Source organism: Actinomadura luteofluorescens, assembly GCF_013409365.1.
Taxonomy (GTDB): Bacteria; Actinomycetota; Actinomycetes; order Streptosporangiales; family Streptosporangiaceae; genus Spirillospora; species Spirillospora luteofluorescens.
Map to the genome: position 1 here is coordinate 7,240,784 of NZ_JACCBA010000001.1, position 22,653 is coordinate 7,263,436.

17 protein-coding genes, 1 other RNA gene and 2 pseudogenes are annotated in these 22,653 nt (G+C 73.8%); 10 read left to right on the top strand and 10 right to left on the bottom strand.

What is annotated here, in order from left to right; all coding sequences use genetic code 11:
• Positions 1-37: 37 nt before the first annotated feature.
• Positions 38-1,249 (top strand): glycosyltransferase, encoded by a 1,212-nt coding sequence (locus BJY14_RS33610; protein WP_312879512.1) that lies wholly within the window; start codon positions 38-40, stop codon positions 1,247-1,249.
• Positions 1,250-1,319: 70 nt separating this feature from the next.
• The gene (locus tag BJY14_RS33615) at positions 1,320-1,709 is read left to right on the top strand and encodes a RidA family protein (RefSeq protein ID WP_179847289.1); all 390 of its coding nucleotides are present in this window, start codon (positions 1,320-1,322) and stop codon (positions 1,707-1,709) included.
• Positions 1,710-1,716: 7 nt separating this feature from the next.
• Here BJY14_RS33615 and BJY14_RS33620 read toward each other — a convergent pair whose 3' ends face one another.
• Positions 1,717-4,401 (bottom strand): ATP-binding protein, encoded by a 2,685-nt coding sequence (locus tag BJY14_RS33620; protein ID WP_218905703.1) that lies wholly within the window; start codon positions 4,399-4,401, stop codon positions 1,717-1,719.
• Positions 4,402-4,667: 266 nt separating this feature from the next.
• On the opposite strand from BJY14_RS33620, the gene BJY14_RS33625 reads away from it, so the two are divergent.
• Entirely contained in the window at positions 4,668-6,833 is a 2,166-nt protein-coding gene (locus BJY14_RS33625) for a hypothetical protein (RefSeq protein WP_179847290.1), read from the top strand.
• 6 nt (positions 6,834-6,839) lie between these two features.
• Here BJY14_RS33625 and BJY14_RS45885 read toward each other — a convergent pair whose 3' ends face one another.
• From BJY14_RS45885 to BJY14_RS33645, 5 genes and pseudogenes are all read right to left on the bottom strand, one after another.
• Positions 6,840-7,679 carry a M48 family metalloprotease gene (locus BJY14_RS45885; protein ID WP_312879513.1) on the bottom strand — a complete coding sequence of 280 codons (840 nt, stop codon included), beginning with the start codon at positions 7,677-7,679 and terminating at the stop codon, positions 6,840-6,842.
• A 942-nt stretch (positions 7,680-8,621) separates the two neighbouring features.
• Positions 8,622-8,711, bottom strand: a pseudogene (locus BJY14_RS47830) (DUF2510 domain-containing protein); the annotation flags it as partial.
• 68 nt (positions 8,712-8,779) lie between these two features.
• Positions 8,780-9,178 carry a hypothetical protein gene (locus tag BJY14_RS33635; RefSeq protein ID WP_179847292.1) on the bottom strand — a complete coding sequence of 133 codons (399 nt, stop codon included), beginning with the start codon at positions 9,176-9,178 and terminating at the stop codon, positions 8,780-8,782.
• 52 nt (positions 9,179-9,230) lie between these two features.
• Positions 9,231-9,575, bottom strand: a complete 345-nt coding sequence (locus tag BJY14_RS33640; protein WP_179847293.1) for a DUF6191 domain-containing protein — start codon at positions 9,573-9,575, stop codon at positions 9,231-9,233.
• A 45-nt stretch (positions 9,576-9,620) separates the two neighbouring features.
• Complete coding sequence (locus tag BJY14_RS33645; protein ID WP_179847294.1) at positions 9,621-10,172, bottom strand: pyridoxamine 5'-phosphate oxidase family protein; 552 nt, start codon at positions 10,170-10,172, stop codon at positions 9,621-9,623.
• Between the two features lie 114 nt (positions 10,173-10,286).
• On the opposite strand from BJY14_RS33645, the gene BJY14_RS33650 reads away from it, so the two are divergent.
• The 5 genes and pseudogenes from BJY14_RS33650 (at position 10,287) to rnpB (ending at position 14,784) form a co-directional block, all read left to right on the top strand.
• On the top strand, positions 10,287-11,108 hold the full coding sequence (locus BJY14_RS33650) for a Nif3-like dinuclear metal center hexameric protein (RefSeq protein ID WP_179847295.1): 822 nt from the start codon (positions 10,287-10,289) through the stop codon (positions 11,106-11,108).
• A complete protein-coding gene (locus tag BJY14_RS33655; RefSeq protein ID WP_179847296.1) occupies positions 11,105-11,848 on the top strand; it encodes a zinc ribbon domain-containing protein in 744 nt (247 codons plus the stop codon). Before BJY14_RS33650 ends, BJY14_RS33655 begins: the two co-directional genes overlap by 4 nt.
• Positions 11,845-12,948 carry a bifunctional RNase H/acid phosphatase gene (locus BJY14_RS33660; protein WP_179847297.1) on the top strand — a complete coding sequence of 368 codons (1,104 nt, stop codon included), beginning with the start codon at positions 11,845-11,847 and terminating at the stop codon, positions 12,946-12,948. Before BJY14_RS33655 ends, BJY14_RS33660 begins: the two co-directional genes overlap by 4 nt.
• Before the next feature lie 49 nt (positions 12,949-12,997).
• A pseudogene (locus BJY14_RS33665) lies at positions 12,998-14,245 on the top strand (TrpB-like pyridoxal phosphate-dependent enzyme); the annotation flags it as partial.
• 142 nt (positions 14,246-14,387) lie between these two features.
• Positions 14,388-14,784: RNase P RNA component class A (gene rnpB, locus BJY14_RS33670), an RNA gene on the top strand.
• A 34-nt stretch (positions 14,785-14,818) separates the two neighbouring features.
• On the opposite strand, the gene BJY14_RS33675 is transcribed toward rnpB, so the two are convergent.
• Entirely contained in the window at positions 14,819-15,253 is a 435-nt protein-coding gene (locus BJY14_RS33675) for a DUF3592 domain-containing protein (protein ID WP_179847298.1), read from the bottom strand.
• Positions 15,254-15,495: 242 nt separating this feature from the next.
• On the opposite strand from BJY14_RS33675, the gene BJY14_RS33680 reads away from it, so the two are divergent.
• Complete coding sequence (locus BJY14_RS33680; protein ID WP_245919592.1) at positions 15,496-15,702, top strand: hypothetical protein; 207 nt, start codon at positions 15,496-15,498, stop codon at positions 15,700-15,702.
• Between the two features lie 45 nt (positions 15,703-15,747).
• Here the strand turns inward: BJY14_RS33680 and BJY14_RS33685 are convergent, their stop codons facing one another.
• The 3 genes from BJY14_RS33685 to BJY14_RS33695 all read right to left on the bottom strand — a co-directional run bounded on the left by BJY14_RS33685 (position 15,748) and on the right by BJY14_RS33695 (position 20,882).
• On the bottom strand, positions 15,748-18,006 hold the full coding sequence (locus BJY14_RS33685) for a SulP family inorganic anion transporter (protein ID WP_179847299.1): 2,259 nt from the start codon (positions 18,004-18,006) through the stop codon (positions 15,748-15,750).
• A gap of 83 nt (positions 18,007-18,089) precedes the next feature.
• Positions 18,090-20,027 (bottom strand): hypothetical protein, encoded by a 1,938-nt coding sequence (locus BJY14_RS33690; RefSeq protein ID WP_179847300.1) that lies wholly within the window; start codon positions 20,025-20,027, stop codon positions 18,090-18,092.
• Between the two features lie 267 nt (positions 20,028-20,294).
• A complete protein-coding gene (locus tag BJY14_RS33695) occupies positions 20,295-20,882 on the bottom strand; it encodes a YbhB/YbcL family Raf kinase inhibitor-like protein (RefSeq protein ID WP_246396205.1) in 588 nt (195 codons plus the stop codon).
• A gap of 390 nt (positions 20,883-21,272) precedes the next feature.
• Here BJY14_RS33695 and BJY14_RS33700 point away from each other — a divergent pair, with 390 nt between their 5' ends.
• Complete coding sequence (locus tag BJY14_RS33700) at positions 21,273-22,652, top strand: NAD(P)/FAD-dependent oxidoreductase (RefSeq protein WP_179847301.1); 1,380 nt, start codon at positions 21,273-21,275, stop codon at positions 22,650-22,652.
• Position 22,653 lies beyond the last annotated feature (1 nt).

Genomic DNA, 22,653 nt, shown 5'->3' on the forward strand with positions numbered 1-22,653 from the left:
ACGTCGACCAGGCCCGGCGGCCGGGCGGAGGCGGGCGGTGAGCGCCCGCCGTGTCCGCGTCCCGTCCCTGCTGGGCGACCCCGGGGTGGCGCGGGCGTGCAGCCCGTCGCGCCGCTTCCTGTTCGCGGTCCCGCCCCTCGACGGGCACGTCACCGCGGTCGCCGCGGTCGCCGCCGAGCTCGCCCGCCGCGGCCACAAGGTCGCCTGGACGGGGCACCGCGCGTCCCTCGAACCCCGGCTGCGCCCCCGCTCGCGCATCTTCAGCGCCCTCGGCGACGAGGACGCGGCGCGCCTGCGCGACGCCCGGCTCCGGGCCCACGGCCCCGCCGACCCCCGCTTCTGGGAGGAGTTCCTCGTCCCCCTGGGCCACGCGATGATGCCCGGCGTCGAGACGGCGCTCGACCGGTTCCGCCCGGACGTGGTGGTCGGCGACCAGCTCGCCCTCGCCGCGCCCGTCGCCGCCCGCCGCCGCGAGATCCCGTGGGCCACGGCCGCGGCGACGCCGGCCGAGTTCACCCGCCCGCTCGCCGACCGGCCGGAGGACGAGCGGCGGGTGCGCGAGCGGATCGGCGCGTTCCAGCTCGACCACGGCATCGACGACCTGCTCGACCTGCGCTTCTCCGACCACCTCGTCCTGGTGTTCTCCACCGGGGCGCTGCTCGGCGACGTCTCCTTCTTCCCCGACCACTTCGCCTTCGTCGGGCCCGTCCTCGGCCGTCCCGCGCCGAGCGCGTTCCCGTGGGACCGGCTGGACGGACGTCCCGCCCTGCTCGTCTTGCTCGACACCGCCGACGACCGGTCACGGGAGCGGTTCTTCCGGGTCGCGGCCGAGACCGTCCGCGAGATGGACGTCCAGGCGGTCTTCGCGGCGCCGCCCGCTCTGGTGGGGGACGTGCCCCCGAACGTCCTCGTCCGCGGGCAGGTCCCCCGGCTCAAGCTCCTCGAACGGATGTCGGCGGTCGTCTGCGACGGCGGCTACGGCGCCGTGTGCGAGTCGCTGGCCCACGGCGTCCCGCTGGTGGCCGCGCCGATCCGGGACGACCAGCCGATCATCGCGGGAATGGTGGAGGAGGCGGGCGCGGGGACCGCGGTCCCGTTCGACGGGGTCCGGCCGGACGAGCTGCGGGCCGCCCTCACGACCGTCCTGGCCGACGGCGCGCACCGCGCCGCCGCCGGGCGCGTCCGGGACTCCTTCGCCGCGGCGGGAGGCGCCGCCGAGGCCGCCGACCACCTAGAGAAACTGGCCTGACCCGCGCGGCGCCGCGCGCCGCCTCACCCCGCCGCCGGCCCGGGGTCCGGAACGCTCCATACTTTCGACCATGACGGAACGACGCGCGATCCTCAGCGGCTCGACGTTCGAGGAGCGGATCGGCTACGCCCGCGCCTTGGTGGACGGTGACCGGGTGCACGTCTCGGGCACCACCGGGTTCGACTACGCCACCATGACGATCTCCGAGGACGTGGTGGAGCAGGCCGAGCAGTGCCTCCGCAACATCGGGGCCGCGCTCGCGGAGGCGGACTGCACGTTCGCCGACGTGGTGCGGGTCCGGTACCTGCTGCCCGACCGCGCCGACTTCGAGCCCTGCTGGCCGGTGCTGCGGCGCCGCTTCGGCGACGTGCGGCCGGCCGCGACGATGCTCGTGTGCGGGCTCGCCGACCCCCGCATGAAGATCGAGATCGAGGTCGACGCGCGGAGGTCGAGCGCCTAGGGCGCGGCTAGCCGGCAGGGGTGTAGGAGTCGATCAGGCCGCCGAGGGCGCCGAGGGCCGACGTCGCCTCGCGGAGGCGGTCGGGCCAGTCGGGGTCGGTGCGCAGGGCGCCCACCGCGGTCTCCAGCGCCCGGGACGAACCCCACACCGCGACGTCGCGGGCGGCGACGTCGCGCTGGTCGCGTTCCCACCAGGCGCTGACGGCGCGGTACTGCTCGGCGAGCGTGTCACCGGGAATCGCGCGCCCGTAGCGGCGCTCCCACTGCCCGCTCAGAGGATGGCGCCCGCCGTCCGGGGACCTTCGCCGCGCCTCGCCGAGCTCCTCCAGGACGAGGCACCAGCGGTACGGGGCGGCGAAGAACTCCGTCTCGTCGTCGGCGCACGTGGCGCCCCGCAACATCCCGGCCAGATGGTCGGCCAGGCCGGCGGAGGCGGCGCGGGACGCGACGGCCGCGTCCACCACGTGCGAAATGGCGCAGTCGCGGATCCGGGGCGGCAGCCCGTCCAGGACGGAGAGGGCCGGGTACGGGGAGCCCCAGCCGGTCAGATGGGCGGCGGCGGCGATCTCCGCCCACATCACCAGTTCGGGACGGTCGGACAGGGCCCGCTGGGCGGTGCGCATGTCCCGCAGCGTGCAGGGGGAGTCGCGGCAGTCCGTCCCGCACGTCCCGCTGCGGGGGGTGACCAGCGCGCGGGGCGAGGCCGTCGGCGGCGCGGCCTCCTCCAGGTGCGAGCCGTCCGGCATCCGGACCAGGTGCGGGTAGTCCATGCCGTCGGTGAACACCGCGCCCTCGCCCGGCGTCAGCGTGACGAGGAACTGCGACTGTGCCTCGGTGATGTTCATCGTGGCGCCGACCGCGTCCCGGTCGTCCTTCGCGGGCAGCCGGTGGACGATCTTGACGGCGGTGTTCTTGATGATGTCCGGGACGAGCTTGGACGGGATCTGCTCCGCCACGATCAGCCCCTCCCCGTAGGCGCGGATCTCCGCCAGCAGGCTCGCGAACGTCTCCACGGCGTGCGACGCGGGCCCGGCCTGCTCGCTGCGGCGCAGCAGCCGGTGCGCCTCCTCGAACACGCTGAGGTGCCGCAGCCCGGACGGGGCGCCCTGCCGCTGCCGCAGCCGCAGGTGCTCGACCAGCCGGACCAGGACGGTGCCCATCAGGAACGCCTTGTCGCGGTCGTCCCCGACGTCCTCGATCTCCAGGACGACGTTGCGGGCGAGCAGCGCGTCGAAGTCGATGGGGTGGCCGCCCTCGAAGAACCGCCCGGTGGTGCCGAGCCGCAGGCTGGACAGCCGGACCCGGATGAAGCCGCGCACGTTGTCGGTGATCTCCTGGCCGTAGCCGATCTCGTCGACGACCTGCTCGGCGGTGGCCTGCAGGTCGGCCAGCGTCGGGTAGCGCGGCGCGGCGCCCGGCGCGGCCGGCTCGCCGAGCGCGAGGTCCCAGCCGAGCCGCTCGTAGCAGCGGGTCAGCGCCGCCGCGAGCACCTGCGGGAACGGCTCGTCGGCCTCGAACGCCGCGAGGAACAGGGCGCGGACGAGGTCGGCGTGGGTCTGCAGCGGGAACGGCCGCCCGTCCGGCCCGGTCGCCGGTTCGAGCGGGTTGATCCCGGCCGCGATCGCCTCCGCGTCCCCCGGGCGGATCGTGACGACCTCCGCGTCCGGGAGCCGCGCCGCCATCAGCCGGTACTCCGCCTTCGCGGGCTCGACCACCAGCCACGGCAGCCCCGCCCCCGACGCGGCCGCGAGCAGCGACCGGACGGTCTGCGACTTGCCGGCGCCGGTCGCGCCGCACACGAACGTGTGCCGGTTCAGGCTCGACAGCGGCAGCGAGATCGGGCCCACGTCGCGGCGGTTGCGGTCCAGGACCCGTCCCAGGCCGACCCCGGTGCCCGGCGACTCGGGCGTGACGTCGAAGTCCGGCCGCATCACGAACCGGACCCCGGCGACCTCCCGGACGGGCGGCCGCGCCAGCGCCGCGACGAGCTGCGTGCTCGCCTCGAACGGCCCGGCCGCGCCCGGGACCAGCGCGTACGGCAGGCGACCGAGGTCCGCCGACGCGCACACCAGCGCCGCGACGCGCGCCGCAGCCTGGGGCGTCGCCGCCCCCGCCGCCAGATGCACCCGCCAGAGGCCGGACGTGGCGGCCTGGCGCAGCTCCCGATGCCGCTTCTCCATCCGCAGGGCCGCGACGGAGTCCTCCGGCGACAGCTCCGCCATCGACCGGGCGCGCTGCTGCCGGTCGGCGAGGTCGTCGGCGAGGCGCCGCGCCTCGTCCGGATCGACGGGCTCGGCGACCAGCATCCAGGCGAACGGCTGCATCCACACCGAGAGCAGGCCGTCCTCCAGGGACGGGCGCGCGGGCTCCTCCGGCGGCGGATCCTCCACCAGGAGCCCGTCGGCGATGCCGCCGATGCTCACCCAGTGGGGCATCGAGTCCTCGCCGATGCCCTGGGGCAGCAGGGTCCCGCGTCCGCCCGCCGGGAGGCTGAGGGTCGCGGCGGACCCGTCGCGGTCGGCGACGAGCCCGTCCCCGCCGACGAACACCTCCGTGGGGCCGAACGCCTCGGCGCGGCGCCAGCCGACGAGCACCGGGTCCTTGCCCGCGTGGTAGGCCGACACCAGTGCCGCGAGCCGCTGGTCGCGCCACTCGTCCCGTCCGTCCGTCTCGTCCGGACGGGGGACCTCCATCAGCCGGCACACCGGAAGGCCGCGTACGACGTCCCACATGGTCAGCCGCGCCGGCGGGCCGGGCCGGACATTTTCGCGATCTCGCCTCGGTCCAAGGTCATGAGCAGTCAGGCTATTGAGCAAGGAGCCCTTTGGGAAGGCCGTTTCCTCACGGAGGGCCTGACAAGTTACATGTCAATCTGCTTGGGTTATTTGCGGCATACCGAGCGGGACGGGACGGGCGTGACGATCGCGCCGGCAACCGGACGGGAAGGGGGGTTCAGATCGTGAGGGGCAGTCCGGTCGACCATGGAGGATTGCTGTCGCGCCGCGAACGGCTCTTCAGCCCCGATCCACGCCTGGGCTGGGTGTTCCGCGACCGCTGGTGGTTCCTGAGCCCCTTCCCGGACGCGCCGCCCCAGCAGCAGGCGCTGCCCGACTACCTCGCGCGCCGGGTCGTGGAGACCGACCAGGCCGCGCAGCGGAGGCTGAACCGGACGCTTCCGGTGAGCGCGGGGATCGCGATGATCCTCGTGCTCTTCGCCGCCTGCTCGATGAGCAGCGCCGAGGGCCTCTCGATCGGCTCGCTGCTGCTGGCCGCCATCGCCCTCGGCCCCGGCGCGCTGCTGACCTGGTGGGCCGTGCGGCAGCGGCAGAGCGCCCGGCAGGTCCACGACCTCGCCCAGCAGCAGATCATCAGCGGCTACCAGGAACAGGCCCGGCAGTGGCACGCCCGCAAGCAGGCGCACGACGCCGCGGAGCGCGCACGGCTGGACGACCTGCCCGAGTGGGGCGCGGCCCCGCGCCCCGGCCGCCGCCTGGACGTGTTCGGCGGGACGCTGTGGGCGTGGGAGGCGCTGCTCACCACGTACGGGACGTCCACCCTCTCCGTCCAGCCGCTGCTCGTGCTCGACCTGTCCCGCGAGGTCGTCAGCCGCGAACTGGTCGAGCTGGCCCAGGCGGCGTGGATGGGCGTGGACGCGCAGCTGCTGCCCAGCCGCCAGGCCTCGTCCAGCCTGCTGGCCGACATGTCGCCCCGCGACCTCGTGGACGCGATCGTCGAGTCCATGCACGGCGGCACGCCCGACGCCGTGCGCGCCGACCGCAGCATGGACGACCGGATCCTCACCAAGGTCTGCGGCGCGCTCGGCGACGACGTCACGCTCGCCCGGATCGCGGCCGCGCTGCGCGCCCTGATGGGCGAGCCCGACGACGGCGGCGCGCTGACCCGCGAGGAGCGGCGCCACATCACGAACGAGCTGTTCACCGTGGAGTACCGGCGGCAGACCCACGCGAACCTGTCGCGGATCGAGTCCTACGTCCACCCCCTCGAAGACCTCGGCACGTCGCCGGACCGGAAGGAGGGCGCCGGCTACCTGACCTGCATCGCGCTCGACAGCCATGCCCGCAACGTCCGCTCCGAGCTGCTGACCGACCTCGTCGTCCAGTGGGTGACGCACCGCATCACCGCGTCGCAGGCCTCCACGCCCGCCCTCGTCGTCGCCGGCGCGGACGAGCTCGCCCGCCGCCACCTGGAACGCCTCTCGGACGCCTGCGAGCGGCGCGGCGTCCCGCTGACCCTGCTGTTCCGGCGGCTGCGGGAGACGTCCGCCGAGATGATCGGCGGCGGCGCCGTCGCGTTCATGCGGCTCGGCAACCACGAGGACGCGTCCCGCGCCGCCGACTTCATCGGGCGCGACCACCGCTTCGTCCTGTCGCAGATCACGAAGAACGTCGGCGGGAACGAGTCCCACACCACCACCGAGACCGAGGGCACGGGCGACTCCGAGACCCACAGCACCAGCCGCACGATCGGGACGTCCCGCAACTGGGGGACGAACCGCTCGTCCGGCACCACCTACTCGGGCGGCGAGATGTTCGGGCTGTTCCCCGACCGCTCGACGTCCCACCAGCGCGGCAGCAACCGGGGCGGGTCCACCAGCACCAGCGACACCGAGGGCACCTCCACCTCCACCTCGCGGAACTGGTCGGCCGCCTACTCCTTCGCGGAGGGGACGAACTGGAGCGACGCCGACACCACGCAGCGCGTGTACGAGTACGCCGTCGAACCCGTCACCCTCCAGCACCTGCCCGACCACGCCCTGCTGCTGGTCCAGTCGGTGCCCGGCCGCGGCCGCACGATCACGCCCGTCGAATGCGACCCGGCCATCATCACGCTGGACCGCGTCACCACCGGCCCCCTCCCGGACCCGCCGCCCCCGCGGCCGGCGCTCCCCGCCCCGAGCACGGAGCAGACGGCGCCCGATCCCGTCCCGCATTCCCAGCCGTGGGGCGCGCCGCCCGCCCCGCAGTGGGCCGCGCCGACGACGCCGCCCCCGCCGAGGGCGCCCCTGTCGACCCGGCCGGGCCCGCCGCCCGGCCAGCAGAGCGGCCCGCGGCCGCCCGACGATCCGCGCCAGGGGCCGCCGCCGCTGTTCGGCGGGAGGAGCTGACCGGGCTCAGCCGAGCCGGCGGCGGAGGCCCTGCGCCCGCCGGACGAGGGAGAGCGGCAGCCCGTCGCGCTGGTGCTCGATGCGGTGCTCCACGGCCGCGACCAGATCCGCGCCGAACCCCATGCGCACCGCCGCCGCGTCCGCCCGCGCCTCGCCTCCGGCGCTGAGCACGCGCGCGCCCAGCGAGGCGGCGTGGGCGAGCGCGGCCGGCACCGCCACCAGCGCCGTCACCACCGTGGCGACGGCGGCCAGCAGGAACACCCCCAGGAAGCCGATCGGCCGGTGCCACTCGACGGCCCGCTTCCACATCGGGCCGATCGGGGCCCACGCCGTGCGCAGCGCCCACCGCAGCGTCCGGTTCGGCAGCGTCACCTGCGCGTGGACGAACGCGGGCACCGCCCGCCACCCCTGGAGATGCCCCAGCTCGTGGGCGAGGACGGCGGCGAGGTGCCCGGGCGGCAGCGAGCGCGCCGAATGCGACGTGACCGCCACCGTGCGCGCCGACGGCCGGCACGCGTTCAGCCCGTCCGACTCGACGATCACGACCCGGTAGCCGCTGACACCGGCGTGCTGCTGCACGTAGCGCCACGCGTGCTCCAGCCGTGCGCGCTCGTCGCCGTCCGGCTCCCGGTAGCCGTAGGAGCGCGCGGCGCTGAGGGGCGCCAGCAGCAGGAGCGCCCACGCGGCGAACACCGACACCGCGCCCCACAAGGGCCAGAGGGTCCCCGCCCCGAAAGCGACGGCGGCGACCAGGCCACCTTCGGCCGCCACGACCAGCCCGATCGCGATACCGGCCCGTCCGGACGGCGTCCCCTGCGGCCGCCCCGGCGGAAGAAAACGCGGCACCGGCCCGTCCGCCTGCCCCAGCGCCGGAGGCTGCGGCGCAGGAGACTTCCGCGGACCTGGTGAGGGAGGCGCGGACGCCTCCATCCGAGCCTCCTGCAAGGGCGGCCGGGCAGCCTGCGGCGGGACGCGACCGCCCCCGAGCCGCGGCGGCTGCGCAGACCGCGACGAAGCGGGCATGCCCCGCCCCTGAGAAGGCCCAGGCCAAGACCCCGGCGCCTGATAAGGAGGCGTGCGCGCCTCACCAGGGCGCGGCGGTGAAGTCGAGGATGGTTCTGCCGCGCGCGGGCGAGGAGGTGGCGCCGTGGCCGCAGGTGGTGGTGTGTGGTGCCGGGCGGGGGGAGGTGGCGTGCGGGGCTCGGCGAGGCTCGGTGGGGGAGTCGCCGGTGTCTTCGGTGGTGCTTCTGCCGTGTGCGGCTGGGTGGCTGGAAGCGGAGGCGGAGACGTCGCGGGAGACGCTGATTCCGGACGCGGCCGGGGAGGCAGTGTTGTGTGCGGGTCGGCGGGGGGAGGTGGCGTGCGGGGCTCGCTGAGGCTTGCTGGGGGCTTCGCCGGGACTTTCGCCGAGGGGGGTGGGGGAGGGGCCGTGGGACGTGGTGGTTCCGGCGGCTGGGAGGGCGTGAGAGGCCGCTGCGGTGTGCGGGAGGCGCCGAGGCTCGGCGGGGGAGGCGTCGGTGGTTCGGGCGGGGCCTCTTGCGGAGGCGACTGCGAAGCAGACGGCGTCTCGGCCGGAGGCGGCGAGGGCTGAGGCGTGGACGCGAAGCGGGGCGGCTCGGGCGGTGAAAGCGGCGGCCGTGGTGTTGCCGGTGTTTCCGGCTGAGCTTGCGCTGGGGGAGGTGGTGGCGGCGCGACGGCTGCCGGCCCGGGCCTTTGCGGGCGTGGGGCGGGGGCGGGCGGAGGGTCGGCGCTCAGCGAGGCGCGGCGGCGGGCGCGGGAGTCGTAGCGGCGCGACTGGTCGGTCCAGGTCTGGCCGTCCCAGTAGCGCTCGCGGCCCATCCACTCTGGATCTGGGTACCACCCAGGTGGTGTGCTCACCGGAACCCCGCCTCCCTAAGGAACCGTTCAAGGCTTGCGCACGCGCCGACACAGCGTCAACACGACGGTCACAGCTTGGGGGTGAACGGGCGCCGATGGGTGGGATCGTCCGGCTCGGCGAGGCCGCGCAGGGCCGTCTCGACGAGCTCGATCCCCTGGAGGAGGGAGACGAGGCGGGCGCCCTCGCGGCGGTAGGCCTCCAGGACGGACTCCACGCCGTGCGGGGGGACGACGTCCCCGAGATCGACGCGGGCGGTGCGGAAGCCCTCCCGGGCCGCCTCCACGGACGCGTGGACGTGGTGGCGGGCCATGCGGGCGAGGGCGATGGGGTAGCGGCGCAGGACGCCGTAGCGCCGGTACTCGGGCGGGACGAGTTCCAGCAGCCAGGCGAGCGCCGTGTCCACGAAGCGGTCGGTGCCCGGTGGGTGCACCTGCGAGGGCCAGCCGGGCGGAACGTAGGTGCTCACGAGGGCAGGATAACCCGGATTCGAACCTATGTTCGAGAGCGTTCCGGCGCGGTCATCCGGTCGGCGGGTTGCGCCGGATCCGGATCTTGCCGGACTCCAGGTCGTCGCGGACGCCGCCGGATCCGGTCTGCTCGTGGTCGTCCTGGCGCAGCACCTTCTGCCGCTCCTGCTCCTCCTGCTTGACCTTCTTGGAGCCCTCGAAGGCGGAGGCGAGATCCTCGAACATGCCGCCACCGAAACCGGCGCCGGTCTCGCCGTCCCCCCGGATGGCCCCCATCAGGGACGACTTGCCCGTCCCCTCGCGGGGCCACTCGATGGTCTCCGGCTCGGCCGCCTCCGGGCGGTTGCCCATCGGACGGCCCTTGACGCGCTTGCGGCGGCGAAAGGGTGGCTTCACACACTCTCCAACGCGATGAGTCTCCAGAATGATCCCAGCAGACATTCAGGTTACGAACGACCACCGGGTGGGAGAACCGGTGAAATCTCCCTGGCGGAGCCCGAACACCGACTGTGGCCGCACCGCGACGGTGGCGTTCACCTCCGGATCCAGGAAATCGACACGATAGCGCGTGGCGTACTTGGAGTTGACGAGGTCGATGAACCGCTGCAACTCGCGCAGTTCGGTGACGATCTCGGCGCGCCCCTCGATGACCACGGGGTTCTCGGCCTCCTCGGTGGTGACCGTGACCTGCGGGTTCAGCCGCAGGTTCACCATCTTGCGGGACGGCACCGCGCTGCTGAACAGCAGTGCCTCTCCCGACCAGGCGCCCCAGACCGGCATGGAGTGCGGTCGTCCGTCCGGCCGCACCGTGCACACCCAGAAGTTGCGGGCGGCCCGCAGCCGCTCCACGGCCCAGGACCACGGCAGCAGGCCGCTCCCCTCATGGGGTCCCTGGATGCCGTAACCCGGCATGTACGGACGTTCCGCCTTTGGTTCGACGGGTCGGACGGGCTGGATGGGCTCCGGTTCCGCGGCGGCGCCGGCGGCCGACATGGCGTTCCTCCTTCGGTCGTGCACTGTCCCGTCCCATATCGTTACAGACCTTGGCGTCTCGGGGTGACGCTCGGTGGCTCGTTGGGAGCGGCCAGGCGCGGTAGCCTGCGGGACGTGCGCCTATCCCATGTCATCTCCGCTCTGGAGGAGCTCTATCCACCCGCGTGGGCGGAGCCCTGGGACGCCGTCGGCCTCGTCTGCGGCGACCCCGCCCAGGACGTGGGACGGGTGCTGTTCGCGGTCGACCCCGTCGCCGCCGTGATCGACGAGGCGCTGGAGTGGGAGGCCGACCTCGTGGTCACCCACCATCCGCTGCTGTTGCGCGGGGTGCACTCGGTCGCCGCCACCACGCCCAAGGGCCGGCTCGTCCACCGCATGATCACGAACGGGATCGCGCTGCACACCGCGCACACCAATGCCGACCGGGCCGTCCCGGGCGTGTCGGACGCGCTGGCGCGGGCCGTCGGCCTCACCGGCGAGCTGCGCCCGATGGTCCCCGCCGACGACGACCCGCGCCGCGGGCTCGGCCGGATCGGGGAGCTGGACGAGCCGGTCGCGCTGCGGGAGTTCACCCGGCGCGCCGCCGCCGGGCTGCCGTCCACCGCGTGGGGCGTGCGGGCGGCCGGCGACCCGGACCGTCCCGTCCGCACCGTCGCGGTCTGCGGCGGCGCCGGCGACTCCCTCCTCGGCACCGCCCAGGCGGCCGGTGTCGACGCCTACCTCACCGCCGACCTGCGGCACCATCCCGCGTCGGAGTTCGCCGAGCAAGGCGGCCCGGCCCTGGTGGACGCCGCGCACTGGGCGACCGAATGGCCCTGGCTCGCCGACGCCGAACGGCGCCTGGCCGGGTCGTCCCCGGAAGCGGGCAAGTTGGAGACACGGGTGTCCACGTTCGTCACCGACGCGTGGACCCTTCACGACGAAGGAGCAATGTGAAAGCCGCACCGCAAGCCCAGCTTCGCCTGATCGACCTGCAGGACCTCGACAGCTCCCTCGACCGGCTGGCGCACCGCCGCCGCACCCTGCCCGAGCTGGCGGAGATCGAGCGGCTGGAGGGCCGGCTGACCGAGCTGCGCGATGCGATCGTGGCGGCCGAGACGGAGGTCGGCGACCTGCGGCGGGAGCAGAAGAAGGCCGAGCAGGACGTCGACCAGGTCCGCACCCGCGCCGACCGCGACCAGAAGCGGCTCGACTCGGGGCAGGTGACCTCGGCCAAGGACCTCAGCAGCCTGCAGACCGAGATCGAGTCGCTGCACCGCCGCCAGTCCGACCTGGAGGAGGTCGTGCTGGAGATCATGGAGCGGACCGAGGAGGCCGAGGGCCGCGTCGCCGCGCTGAACGCCGAGCGGACCGGCGCGCAGGACGAGCTGGCCGCGCTGTCCGAGCGCCGCGACGCCGCCCAGCGCGACATCGACGACGAGGCCGGGACGTCGAGCGCCGCCCGCACCGCCGTGGCCAAGGACGTCCCCGACGACCTGCTCGGCCTCTACGAGAAGCTGCGTGGCCAGTTCGGCGGCGTCGGCGCGGCCAAGCTGTACCGCGGCGCCTGCCAGGGCTGCCACCTCGCGCTGAACACCGTCGACCTGAACCGCATCCGGGCCGCCGCCGAGGACGAGGTCATCCGCTGCGAGGAGTGCCGCCGCATCCTCGTCCGGACGCCCGAGTCGGGTCTGTGAGCGCCGGCCGGAAGCTGGTCGTCGAGGCGGACGGCGGTTCGCGGGGCAACCCCGGGCCCGCCGGGTACGGGGCGCTCGTCCGCGACGCGCTGACCGGCGAGGTGCTCGCGGAGGTCGCCGAGTCGATCGGGCACGCCACCAACAACGTCGCCGAGTACCGGGGGCTGATCGCCGGGCTCGCGGCGGCCGCCGGGGTCGACCCGTCCGCCCGCGTCGAGGTCCGGATGGACTCCAAGCTCGTCGTGGAGCAGATGTCGGGCCGCTGGAAGATCAAGCACCCGGACATGGTGCCGCTGGCGCTGGAGGCCCGCGAGCTGGCCGCCGCGCTGGGCTCGGTGTCCTACAGCTGGATCCCGCGCAACCGCAACGCGCACGCCGACCGGCTGGCCAACGAGGCCATGGACGCCGCCGCCCGCGGGGAGCACTGGACCCGCAAGGTCGAGGAGGCGCCGCGGGAGCCCGATCCGCCGCCCCGGCCCGCCTCGTCCACCCCGACGACCACGCTCCTCCTGCGGCACGGCGAGACGCCCCTGTCGATCGAGAAGCGCTTCGCCGGGATCGGCGACGTCCCCCTGACGCCGCAGGGCCTCGCCCAGGCCCGCGCCGCCGCCCTCGCCCTCAAGGACCGGGGGATCGACGCGATCGTCACCTCGCCCCTGTCCCGCTGCCGCGACACCGCCGCCGAGGTCGCCGCCGTCACCGGCCTGGAGGTCCGGGTCGAGGACGGCTTCCGCGAGACCGACTTCGGCGACTGGGAAGGGCTCACGTTCGCCGAGGCGGGCAAGGGCTGGCCGGCCGAGTTGAAGGCGTGGCTGGCCGACCCCGAGGCCGCCCCGCCCGGCGGGGAGAGCTTCGCCCAGGTGTCCCGCCGCGTCCGCACGGCCCTGGACAAGCTGAAGGTCCGCTACCGCGAGCAGACGGTCCTGGTCGTCTCGCACGTCACCCCGATCAAGCTCCTCGTCAAGGACGCCCTGGGCGCGCCCATGCCGTCCCTGTACCGGATGCACCTCGACGTGGCGGCGCTGTCGTCCATCGACTGGTACGCCGACGGCCCGGCGACCCTGCGTGCCTTCAACGACACCCACCACCTACCCGCCTGACCACTGTCCTCCCGGTCCCGGCCCCCTACCCTGCGACCAGGGAGGGACCGTGACCACGAACATCCCGTCGGACGGGCCGAGGCTTCCGCGCCGCTGGTACAACGTCGTCCCGGACCTGCCCGCGCCGCCGCCCCCGCCGCTACACCCGGGGACGCGCGAGCCGATCGGGCCGGACGACCTGGCGCCGCTGTTCCCCGCGGACCTCATCGCCCAGGAGGTCACCGGCGAGCGGTACGTCGACATCCCCCAGCAGGTCCGCGACGTCTACCGCCTCTGGCGCCCGACACCGCTGATCCGGGCGCGCCGCCTCGAACGCGCCCTCGGCACCCCCGCCCGCATCTACGTCAAGTACGAGGGCGTCTCACCCGTCGGCTCGCACAAACCGAACACGGCCGTCCCGCAGGCGTACTACAACGCGCGGCAGGGCGTCCGCCGCCTGACGAGCGAGACCGGCGCCGGCCAGTGGGGGAGCGCCCTCGCCTTCGCCTGCGCCCAGTTCGGCCTGGACTGCGAGATCTGGATGGTGCGCGCCTCCTACGACCAGAAGCCGTACCGCCGGTCGATGATGGAGCTGTACGGAGCCCGCGTGCACGCCAGCCCGTCACCGCTCACCTCGTCCGGCGCGGCGATCCTCGCGGACGATCCGGACTCGCCCGGCTCCCTCGGCATCGCCATCAGCGAGGCCGTCGAGTCCGCCGCCCCCGAGGACACCCGCTACGCGCTCGGCAGCGTCCTCAACCACGTCCTCATGCACCAGACCGTCATCGGCGAGGAGGCCCTCGAACAGCTGGCCCTCGCCGGCGAGACCCCCGATCTGATCGTCGGCTGCACCGGCGGCGGCTCCAACTTCGCCGGGCTGTTCTTCCCCTTCCTCCGCGAGAAGCTCCGGGGCCGCATGGACCCCGTCATCCGCGCCGTGGAACCCGCCGCGTGCCCGTCCTTCACCCGCGGCCGCTACGCCTACGACTTCGCGGACACCGCCGGGTCCGCGCCCCTGCTCAAGATGCACACGCTCGGACACGGCTTCGTCCCCGACCCCGTCCACGCGGGCGGCCTCCGCTACCACGGCATGGCGCCGCTGCTCTCCCACATGTACGAGCTGGGCGTCTTCGAGGCCATCGCCAAACCCCAGCGCGAATGCTTCGAGGCCGGCGTCCTGTTCGCGCGCACGGAGGGCATCGTCCCGGCCCCCGAACCCACCCATGCCCTGGCCGCCGCCGTCGACGAGGCCCGCCGCTGCTCCGAGACGGGCGAGCCCAAGGTCATCCTGACCGCCCTGTGCGGCCACGGCCACTTCGACATGGCCGCCTACGACCACTACCTGTCCGGCCGGATGCGGGACCACGACGTCCCCGGCACCCGGCTGCGCGAGTCCCTGAACGCCCTCCCGCAGGTTCGCGACTCCCCCCGCGCACCCGCTAATCTTGATGGACGGCGGACGAGCCGGCCGGACGGCCGCGTCGGGGAGCGATCCCCGTCGAGGAAAGTCCGGGCTCCACAGGGCAGGGTGGTCGGTAACGCCGACCCGGGGTGACTCGCGGGACAGTGCCACAGAAAGCAGACCGCCACCGGTCCGCCGGTGGTAAGGGTGAAACGGTGAGGTAAGAGCTCACCAGCGCCCACGGTGACGTGGGCGGCTAGGTAAACCCCACCCGGAGCAAGGTCAAGAAGGGGCCCCGCAAGAGGCCCCGCGCAGGTGCCTGAGGGCGGCCCGCCCGAGCCTGCGGGTAGACCGCTGGAGACCGCCGGCAACGGCGGCCCGAGATGGATGGCCGTCACCCGCCGCCCCGCAAGGGACGACGGACACAAAACCCGGCTTACAGGCCGACTCGTCCGCCCCCCGAGTTCTCCCGCCAGAGCGACCGCGGCTCTATGCCGCGGCGGACGGCCGGGCGCGGGTGCGGTAGGCGCCGGCGCCCGAGGCGCCCGCCGCCACCGTGAGGAGCGCGCACGCGGCCGACGACTTTCCCAGGTTCTGGAACGGCTGAACGTCAGCCGGGCTGCCGGGGTCGTAGGCGACCTCGACCTGGGCTCCCGGCCTGGCGGATCCAGGCCAGCCGCGCCGCCTTTCTTCGGCCTTCACCCTGCTGCCGTCGCCCGTTGTGAACTCGACGACGAGGCGGCCGGAGGAGCGGTTACCGCTGACTTCCAGTATCTGCGCCGTCGCTCGCGCCCGGCCTGCCTGCCCTGCCCACGCGGCTACCGTGCCACCGATCCAGACGACGGAAAGCAGACCCGTGACGGAAGCGATGACGATGCATGCGACGTGGACCGGGCGATAGCGGCGCGAACGCTCCCTCGACATGAGGTCATGATCGCAGGCCAGAACCTTGCACCGCTGCCGTCCGGGAACGCCGGTCCCCGGCAACCGCCGAATCGTGCGCCGGGCCGCTCGGCGGCCGACGGGTTGGGGACAGAGACTCTCCCGAAACAGGTCATGGGACACAGAGGGTTTCATACGGGGCGCTTACCGTGCTGGTAAGAGCTGATCGCCCTGATCGGTGACGGCGGCGGGACCGGGGTGCTGGAGTCCCGTGGAGAGGAGCGATGATGATCGTCATCGTGTTCGTGGCCCTTGTGCTCGCCGGGGTGCTGGGGAGCCTGGTGTACCTGTGGGACTTCTCGCGCGCCAGCCGGCGCGACGCGCTGTTCCTGCCGGCGACCGACCGGCGCGCGCGGCGGGCGCGCAAGGTCACGGGGATGTACGTGCGCAGCTCCACGCGCGGCGAGGACGAGCTCGTCGGGCGCTGGTAGAGCCGGAGCGCGGGTCGTCCTGCCGGGGGACGACCCGCGCCTTCGTCAGGTGAGCGACCGGCTCCGCGGCGCCTCGTCCGGGACGGGGACGAAGGCGCCGCCCGCCGGGTCGAAGACCTCGACGGTGGCGGAGCCGAGGTCGAGGTAGAGGCCGACCAGTTCGATGTCGCCGGACTCGACCCGCTCCCGGAGCCACGGGTAGGTCAGCAGGTTGTCGAGCTGCTGCATCACATTGATCTTGCAGAGGCGGGCGAGGGGCTGCTCGTCGCCGGGCTGGTCCTCGGCGAGGAAGCGGGCGAGGCTGTGGTTGCCGTGCTTCAGCCAGCGCGACAGGCCCTCCAGGTGCTCGACCTCGGTGCCGCCGGCGAGCAGCGCGGCCATCGCGCCGCAGTTGGAGTGGCCGCAGACCGTGATCGTCTTGATGTCCAGGACATTGACGGCGTACTCGACGGTGGCCGCCACCGAGTCGTCGGGCGTCCGGGAGCCGTGCCGGGGGACGAGCGCGCCGACGTTGCGGTTGATGAACAGGTCGCCGGGGCCGCTCGCGGTGATGATGTTGGGCACGATGCGCGAGTCGACGCAGGTGATGAACAGATGCTGGGGTTTCTGCTCCATCGCCAGCTCGGCCATGATCGGACGTACGAGCGGGGCCGTGCGCCCGTGGTACTCGCGGACGCCGTTCAGCAGGACGTTCGCGGGGGACATCTCGGGTGCGTCCAGCTCGGTCTCGGGCCGCCGCCGCCGGTTGGACCAGGGGGCCCACCAGCGGGCCGGGGGCGGAGTCTTGGCCGGTTGGGACATATCGCCTGTCACAGCTCTTTCATACCAAGCCTCGTGAACCTCGTCGATGTCGACCCTCCCCCCTTGGCGTTCGTGGGCGAGCCGCCACCGGTGGACGGCGTCGAACGCGGCGTGGTCCATGAAGTCGACGTTGAGGTCCAGATCGACGCTGCCGTCCGCCGGGATCTGCTGCAGAGCGCGCGCCACGCGGGGGACGCCTAGGAAGGTGAACGTGCCCTCGACGACCACGTGCCAGCGGGGCGGGGCGGGGGCGTCGCCGGGGGCGGGCACGAGCTGCTCCGTCCGGACCGACAGCCGGGTGAGCCGGCGCAGGGCGAGCACCGCCATGACCCCGATGCCGAGCAGGACGCCCTCACCGAGCCCGAACAGCACGACACCGCCGAGGGTGACGAAGTAGGCGGGCGCCTCGCGGTGGTGGCGCAGGGCGCGGACCCGGGACAGGTCGGCGAGCCGGACGCCGAGCACGACCAGCAGCGCGGCGAGCGCCGCCAGCGGGACCTGTTCGATGAGCGGCCCGCAGGCCAGGGCGAGGACGAGGACCCAGACGCCGTGCAGGATGGGCGACAGCCTGGTGCGGCCGCCCGCCTCGATGTTGGCGGTGCTGCGGACGATCACGCCGGTGATCGGCAGCCCGCCCAGCACGCCGGAGACGGCGTTCGCGGCGCCCTGGCCGAGCAGGTCCCGGTCGAGGTCGGCGGACGGGACGCCCGCCGGGCGGGAGCGGTCGACCGCGACGCTGCACAGCAGGGACTCCACGGCCGCCACGAGCGCCACGGAGATGACCGCGCCGGTGATACCGAACAGTGTCCCCTGGGGCATGACGGGGAGGCTCCAGCCGTCCAGCAGCGAGGACGGCAGGTCGACGCGCGGCACCCGCCAGTCGAGGGCCCAGGCGAGGGCGGTGGCCAGGGCGACGGCGGGCAAAGGGCCAGGAACAAGGCGAAGCGGCCCGCTCCTGGGCAGCCGGCCCCAGCCCAGCACGACGAGCACGGTCAGCCCGGCCACCAGCGCGGAATGCGAGTGCGACTGCGAGAGCTGGCCCGGCAGCTCGCGCAGGTTCGCGACGGCCGACTGCTGGGGACTGCCGCCGAGGACCACGTGGACCTGGGCGAGGACGATGACGACGCCGACCCCGGCGAGCATGCCGTGCACGACGGCGGGGGAGACGGCGAGGGCGGCGCGCGCGACCCGGCTCGCGCCGAGCACGATCTGCACGAGCCCGGCCAGCATGGTGATCGTGCAGGTGGCGCGCCAGCCGTAGGTCTGGACGAGGCCGGCGACGAGGACGGTGAGCCCGGCGGCGGGGCCGCTGACCTGGAGCGGCGAGCCGCCGATCAGGCCGGCGACGATGCCGCCGACGACGGCGGCGATCAGCCCGGCCGCGACGGGCGCGCCGGAGGCGACGGCGATGCCCAGCGAGAGCGGGATCGCGACGAGGAAGACGACGAACGAGGCGAGCAGATCTCGCCGGAGCGTGGATACGTTCGGTGGCTTAAAAGTCACACAACGTATTCAAGCATGTGCGCCCCGGGACGCGACGAGGGCCGCCGGACGGATCCGGCGGCCCTCGGTCGGGTGCGCTGAGGTCAGCGGCGGTAGTTCTCCCAGTCGTCGGCGGGCTGGTTCGAGCCGTACGGGGGGTTGTCGTTCTGCTGGCCGCCCTGCGGGTAGCCGCCCTGCTGCTGCGGCGTGCCCCCGTAGTAGCCGGACCCGTACGCCTGCGTGGCGTTCGGGTCGGCGTAGCCGCCGGTGCCCTGGTCGTGCGGCGCGGCCAGCGGGTCGCCGCCGTTGTAGCTGCTGCCGCTGAAGTCGCCGTACGCTCCGGAGCCTCCGGAGCCGCTCTCGGTGCCGCCGCCGAACCCGCCGAGCGGGTCGTCGTAGCGCTGCGAGTCGCCGTAGGCCGGGGCGGTCGGGTAGCCGTCGTTCTGCTGGCCCTGCCCGTATCCGGGCGGCGCGCCGATTCCGGAGTCGTAGCCCTGGCCGGGGCCCGCGCCCGTGTCGTAGCCGCCCTGCTGCCCGCCGGACGGCCACGGGCCCGTGTTGCCCGTGCTCGGTGCGCCGGACGAGGTCGTCCCGTAGGAGCCGGTGCCGAGAGGGTCGCCCAGCGGGTCGTTCAGAGAGCCGCCGTAGGAGCCGCCCGTCTCGGACGGGGAGGGCGGGCCCGACCGCTGCCGGTCGGACTGGATGCGCTGGAGAAGCTCGTCCACGGTCGGGAGCTTGTGGCCGTCGGTGTCGGAGCCGCCGCCGTGAGCCGCCGGGGCGGCGGGTGCGGCGGGCGCGGGCGGCGCGGGCGGCGCGGGCGGCGCGGGCGGCGCGGGGGGAGCGGGCGGCGCGGGCGGCTCCTCGGGACGGCCGATGGGCAGCCCGAGCGGGTCGCTGCCGAGAGCCCCGCCGGGACCGGACGAGCCGAGCGGCAGGTCGTAGTCCTGGCGGCCTCCGGGCGGCGGGCCCGCGGCCGGACGGCCGCCGAGCGGGTCGGAGTTGTAGTCGCCGTAGGACGGCTCCTGAGAGCCGTACTGGGGCTGCTCGGGGACGCCGTACTGCGGCTGGTCGCCCCCGTACTGGTCCTGGCCACCGCCGTACTGCTCCTGGCCACCGCCGTACTGCTCCTGGCCACCGCCGTACTGCTCCTGGCCACCGCCGTACTGCTCCTGGCCACTGCCGTACTGGTCTTGGCCGCCGTAGGAGGAGTCGCCGGGGCCGTAGTCGGAGGCGCCGTACGCGGGCTGCGGCTCCTGGCCGCCGTAGACCGGCTGGTCGGGCGCGCCGAGGCCGAAGGGGTTCTGCGGGCCGGAGGCGCCGGGGCCGCCGGGGCCGCCCGGTCCGGCCAGGTCGGTCGGGATGGGGTCGAGCGACGTCGCGCCCGGGTCGCCGCCCGGGAACGGTGAGCCGCCCTGGAACCCGCCGGGGCCGTGGGGCGTCTGCTGCGGCCCGGTGCCGCCGCCGAGGCCGTTGAGGACGGTGCCGTCGGGGCCCAGGGAGACGGGCTGGGTGAGCCCGGGCGGCTCGATGGCCGGCTGCTCGGGCGGGGGGGCCTGCTGCGCGTTCAGCGGGTCGGCGGCCGGGTCGCTCTCGGGCCGCGCGCCGCCCTCGTCGTGCTGCTGCCAGGGGAACTTGGGCTTGTCGAAGGTGATCGTCGCCCAGTAGTCGTCGTCCTCCATCTCGTCCGACGCCTGGCCCGGAGGCGGGGGCGGCGGAGCGGACGGGCCCGGTGCCGCGGTCGGTGCGGCGAGCGGGCCGCCGCCGGGACCGGCGACGCGGCGGTCGGGAACGGGCTCGGGGGCGCGGTCGTAGCCGCCGTCGTAGCCCTCGTCGTAGCCGGGGCCGTACTCCTCCGGGCCGTTCATCTGCTCCTGAGGTGGAGGGATCCCCCGGCGGCCGCGCGGCTGCTTCTGCGGCTCGTCGTCCATCCAGTCGTCGTCGTCATCGCCTCCCGCCCTGCTGGCCCGCAGGCCGAGGGCCACGAGGACGACCACGAGGACGACGACCACAATGAGGCCGAAGACCACGATGTAAGAAGTCATGCCACCACCCAATGCCTTGGCCCGGCGAGAGTCGCCAGCGCGGACCGCGGGTCCGTCCCGATTGTCGCCAGCGTCCGGATAGTCACGGGTTTCCGCCGCCTTGGCTTAGCCCGATTCTCTCCGACCGCTATGACCGTTGTCACACCCTTCGCGCACATTTACCCTCACACGGCGCATGCCGATCGGCCAACTCCGCCGGTCCGCACGCCCCTGACGGCTCCGGCCCCCGCGGGGTCCGCCCCGACCCTGTGCTCTCAGGCTCCACGGTCAACGCGCCTGCTCGCCGCCGAAGTTCCCGGTGATCCGCCCGCGCCCCACCGTGTGCTCGGCGATCGCGGGGAGCGAGTCCTTCAGAGCCGCGCCGTTCTGGAACGGTGCCGGATGGTCCAGCGCGTAGATGCTGAACCGGTACCGATGCTTCTCTCCCTTGGGCGGGCACGGGGGCGCGTAACCCGCCTTCTTGCCTGTGGTCAAGCCTTCGACGGTCCCGTCGAGCCGGGCGCCTTCGACCAGCTCGTTCACGGTTCCGTCGATGCCCGCGATCACCCAGTGGACCTTGGCGCCGCCGGAGGCGTCGGGGTCGTCCATCACGATCGCGAACGACCGGGTGCCGGCCGGCGTGCCCGACCACCGGAGCGGCGGGGTCTTGCCCTGCCCGCCAGGGTACGTCGTGCAGCCGTATCTCGGGGGCAACTCGCGCCCATCGCGGAAGACCGGGCTGGTCACGGTGAACCACTCCGACAGTTCCGCGCTCTTGTTCTGGGGCTGGCCGATCAGCCCGCAGCCGCTCAGCGCCCCGGCGAGCGCGAGCGCGCCCGCCGCGGCCATGACCGGACGCCGGTCTCTGCTCATCATCGATACGCTCCCGGGCGAGATCGTACGCCGCGCGCCGCCGGATCGCCGTCAACTCGGCCCCCGCTTGTCGGCCCCGTGCGTCCCGCCGCCGGCGCCCCCTTCCTCGTCCGCCCAACCTTAGGGGTTTTTCGGGGGTGGGACGGGCCGTTCGCGCCGCCTCCGGGCGGCGCCGCCCGGCGCGGTGCCCTGTGATGTTCGTCATGCGTGTATTGCTGCGATCCACCCCACTTTTGGGCAAGGAGTGGCGGGTTTCACACCCGTTTCGGGCTCATCCTTTGCCGTAACGGGAAGTTCGGCGGTTCTTTCGTGGTTTTCGATTGGTGAACGGCACGTTCCATCCGCTAGTTTGTGAATGTCTTCACAAGCCGACCGTGACATTGGAGGGCCGCAATGGCCAGGACCGCCCAGGGGACCCCCGGCGCTCCCCACATCCTCATCGTGGGTGGCGGCTATGTGGGCATGTACACCGCTCTTCGCCTGCAGAAGAAGCTGAAGCGGGAGCTGCGGAGGGGCGAGGTCAGGGTCACCGTCGTCGACCCCAACTCGTACATGACGTACCAGCCGTTCCTGCCCGAGGCCGCCGCCGGGAACATCTCCCCGCGGCACGTCGTCGTCCCGCTGCGCCGGGTGCTGCCGAAGTGCACCGTCCGCAAGGCGCGCGTGACCGAGCTGAACCACGACGAGCGATGGGCGATCGTCCAGCCCCTGGCCGGGCCGCCGGAGCGGATCACCTACGACTACCTGGTCATGGCGGCGGGCGCGGTGCCGCGGCTCCTGCCGATCCCCGGGCTGGCCGAGAACGGCATCAGCCTCAAGACCGTCGGCGAGGCCATCCACCTGCGCAACCACGTCCTGGAGCAGCTGGAGATCGCCGAGTCGACCGACGACGTGGAGCTGCGTCGCAAGGCGCTGACCTTCGTGTTCGTCGGCGGCGGGTTCGCCGGCGTCGAGGCGGTCGCCGAGCTCGAGGACATGACCCGCGACGCCACCAAGTACATGCGCAAGGTCACGCCGCAGGACCTGCGGTTCGTCCTGGTCGAGGCGACCGACCGCATCCTGCCCGAGGTCGGCCCCGACATGGGCAAGTGGACCGCCGAGCAGCTGCGCGGCCGCGGCATCGCGGTGAAGATGAGCACCTTCCTCCAGTCGGCGGTGGACGGCCAGATCGAGCTGTCGGACGGCAGCAGCTTCCCGGCCGGCACCCTCGTGTGGAACGCGGGCGTCAAGCCGTCGCCCGTCGTGCGCAACGGCGACCTGCCGGTGGACGAGCGCGGCCGCGTGAAGGGCACCGAGTACCTCACCATCGAGGGCCTCGTCCGCGCGTTCACCGCGGGCGACAACGCGGCGATCCCGGACCTCACCGAGGACGGCATGTTCTGCCCGCCGAACGCCCAGCACGCCGTCCGCCAGGCCAAGCTGCTCGGCGACAACATCGTCCGGTCGATGCGCGGCAAGACGCTCAAGCCCTACGTGCACGGCAACCTCGGCGCCGTCGCGGGCCTCGGCCTGCACAAGGGCGTGGCCAACCCCCTCGGCATCAAGCTCAAGGGCTGGCCCGCGTGGTTCTTCCACCGCAGCTACCACGGCGCGATGGTCCCGACCTTCAACCGCAAGATCCGCGTCATCGCGGACTGGACGCTCGCGCTCTTCCTCAAGCGCGAGACCGTCTCGCTCGCGACCATCGAGCAGCCGCGCGCCGACTTCGAGCTCGCGGCCCTCGACGACGGCAAGGCGAAGGCCAAGGCCAAGGCAGACCAGAACGCGGTCTGAC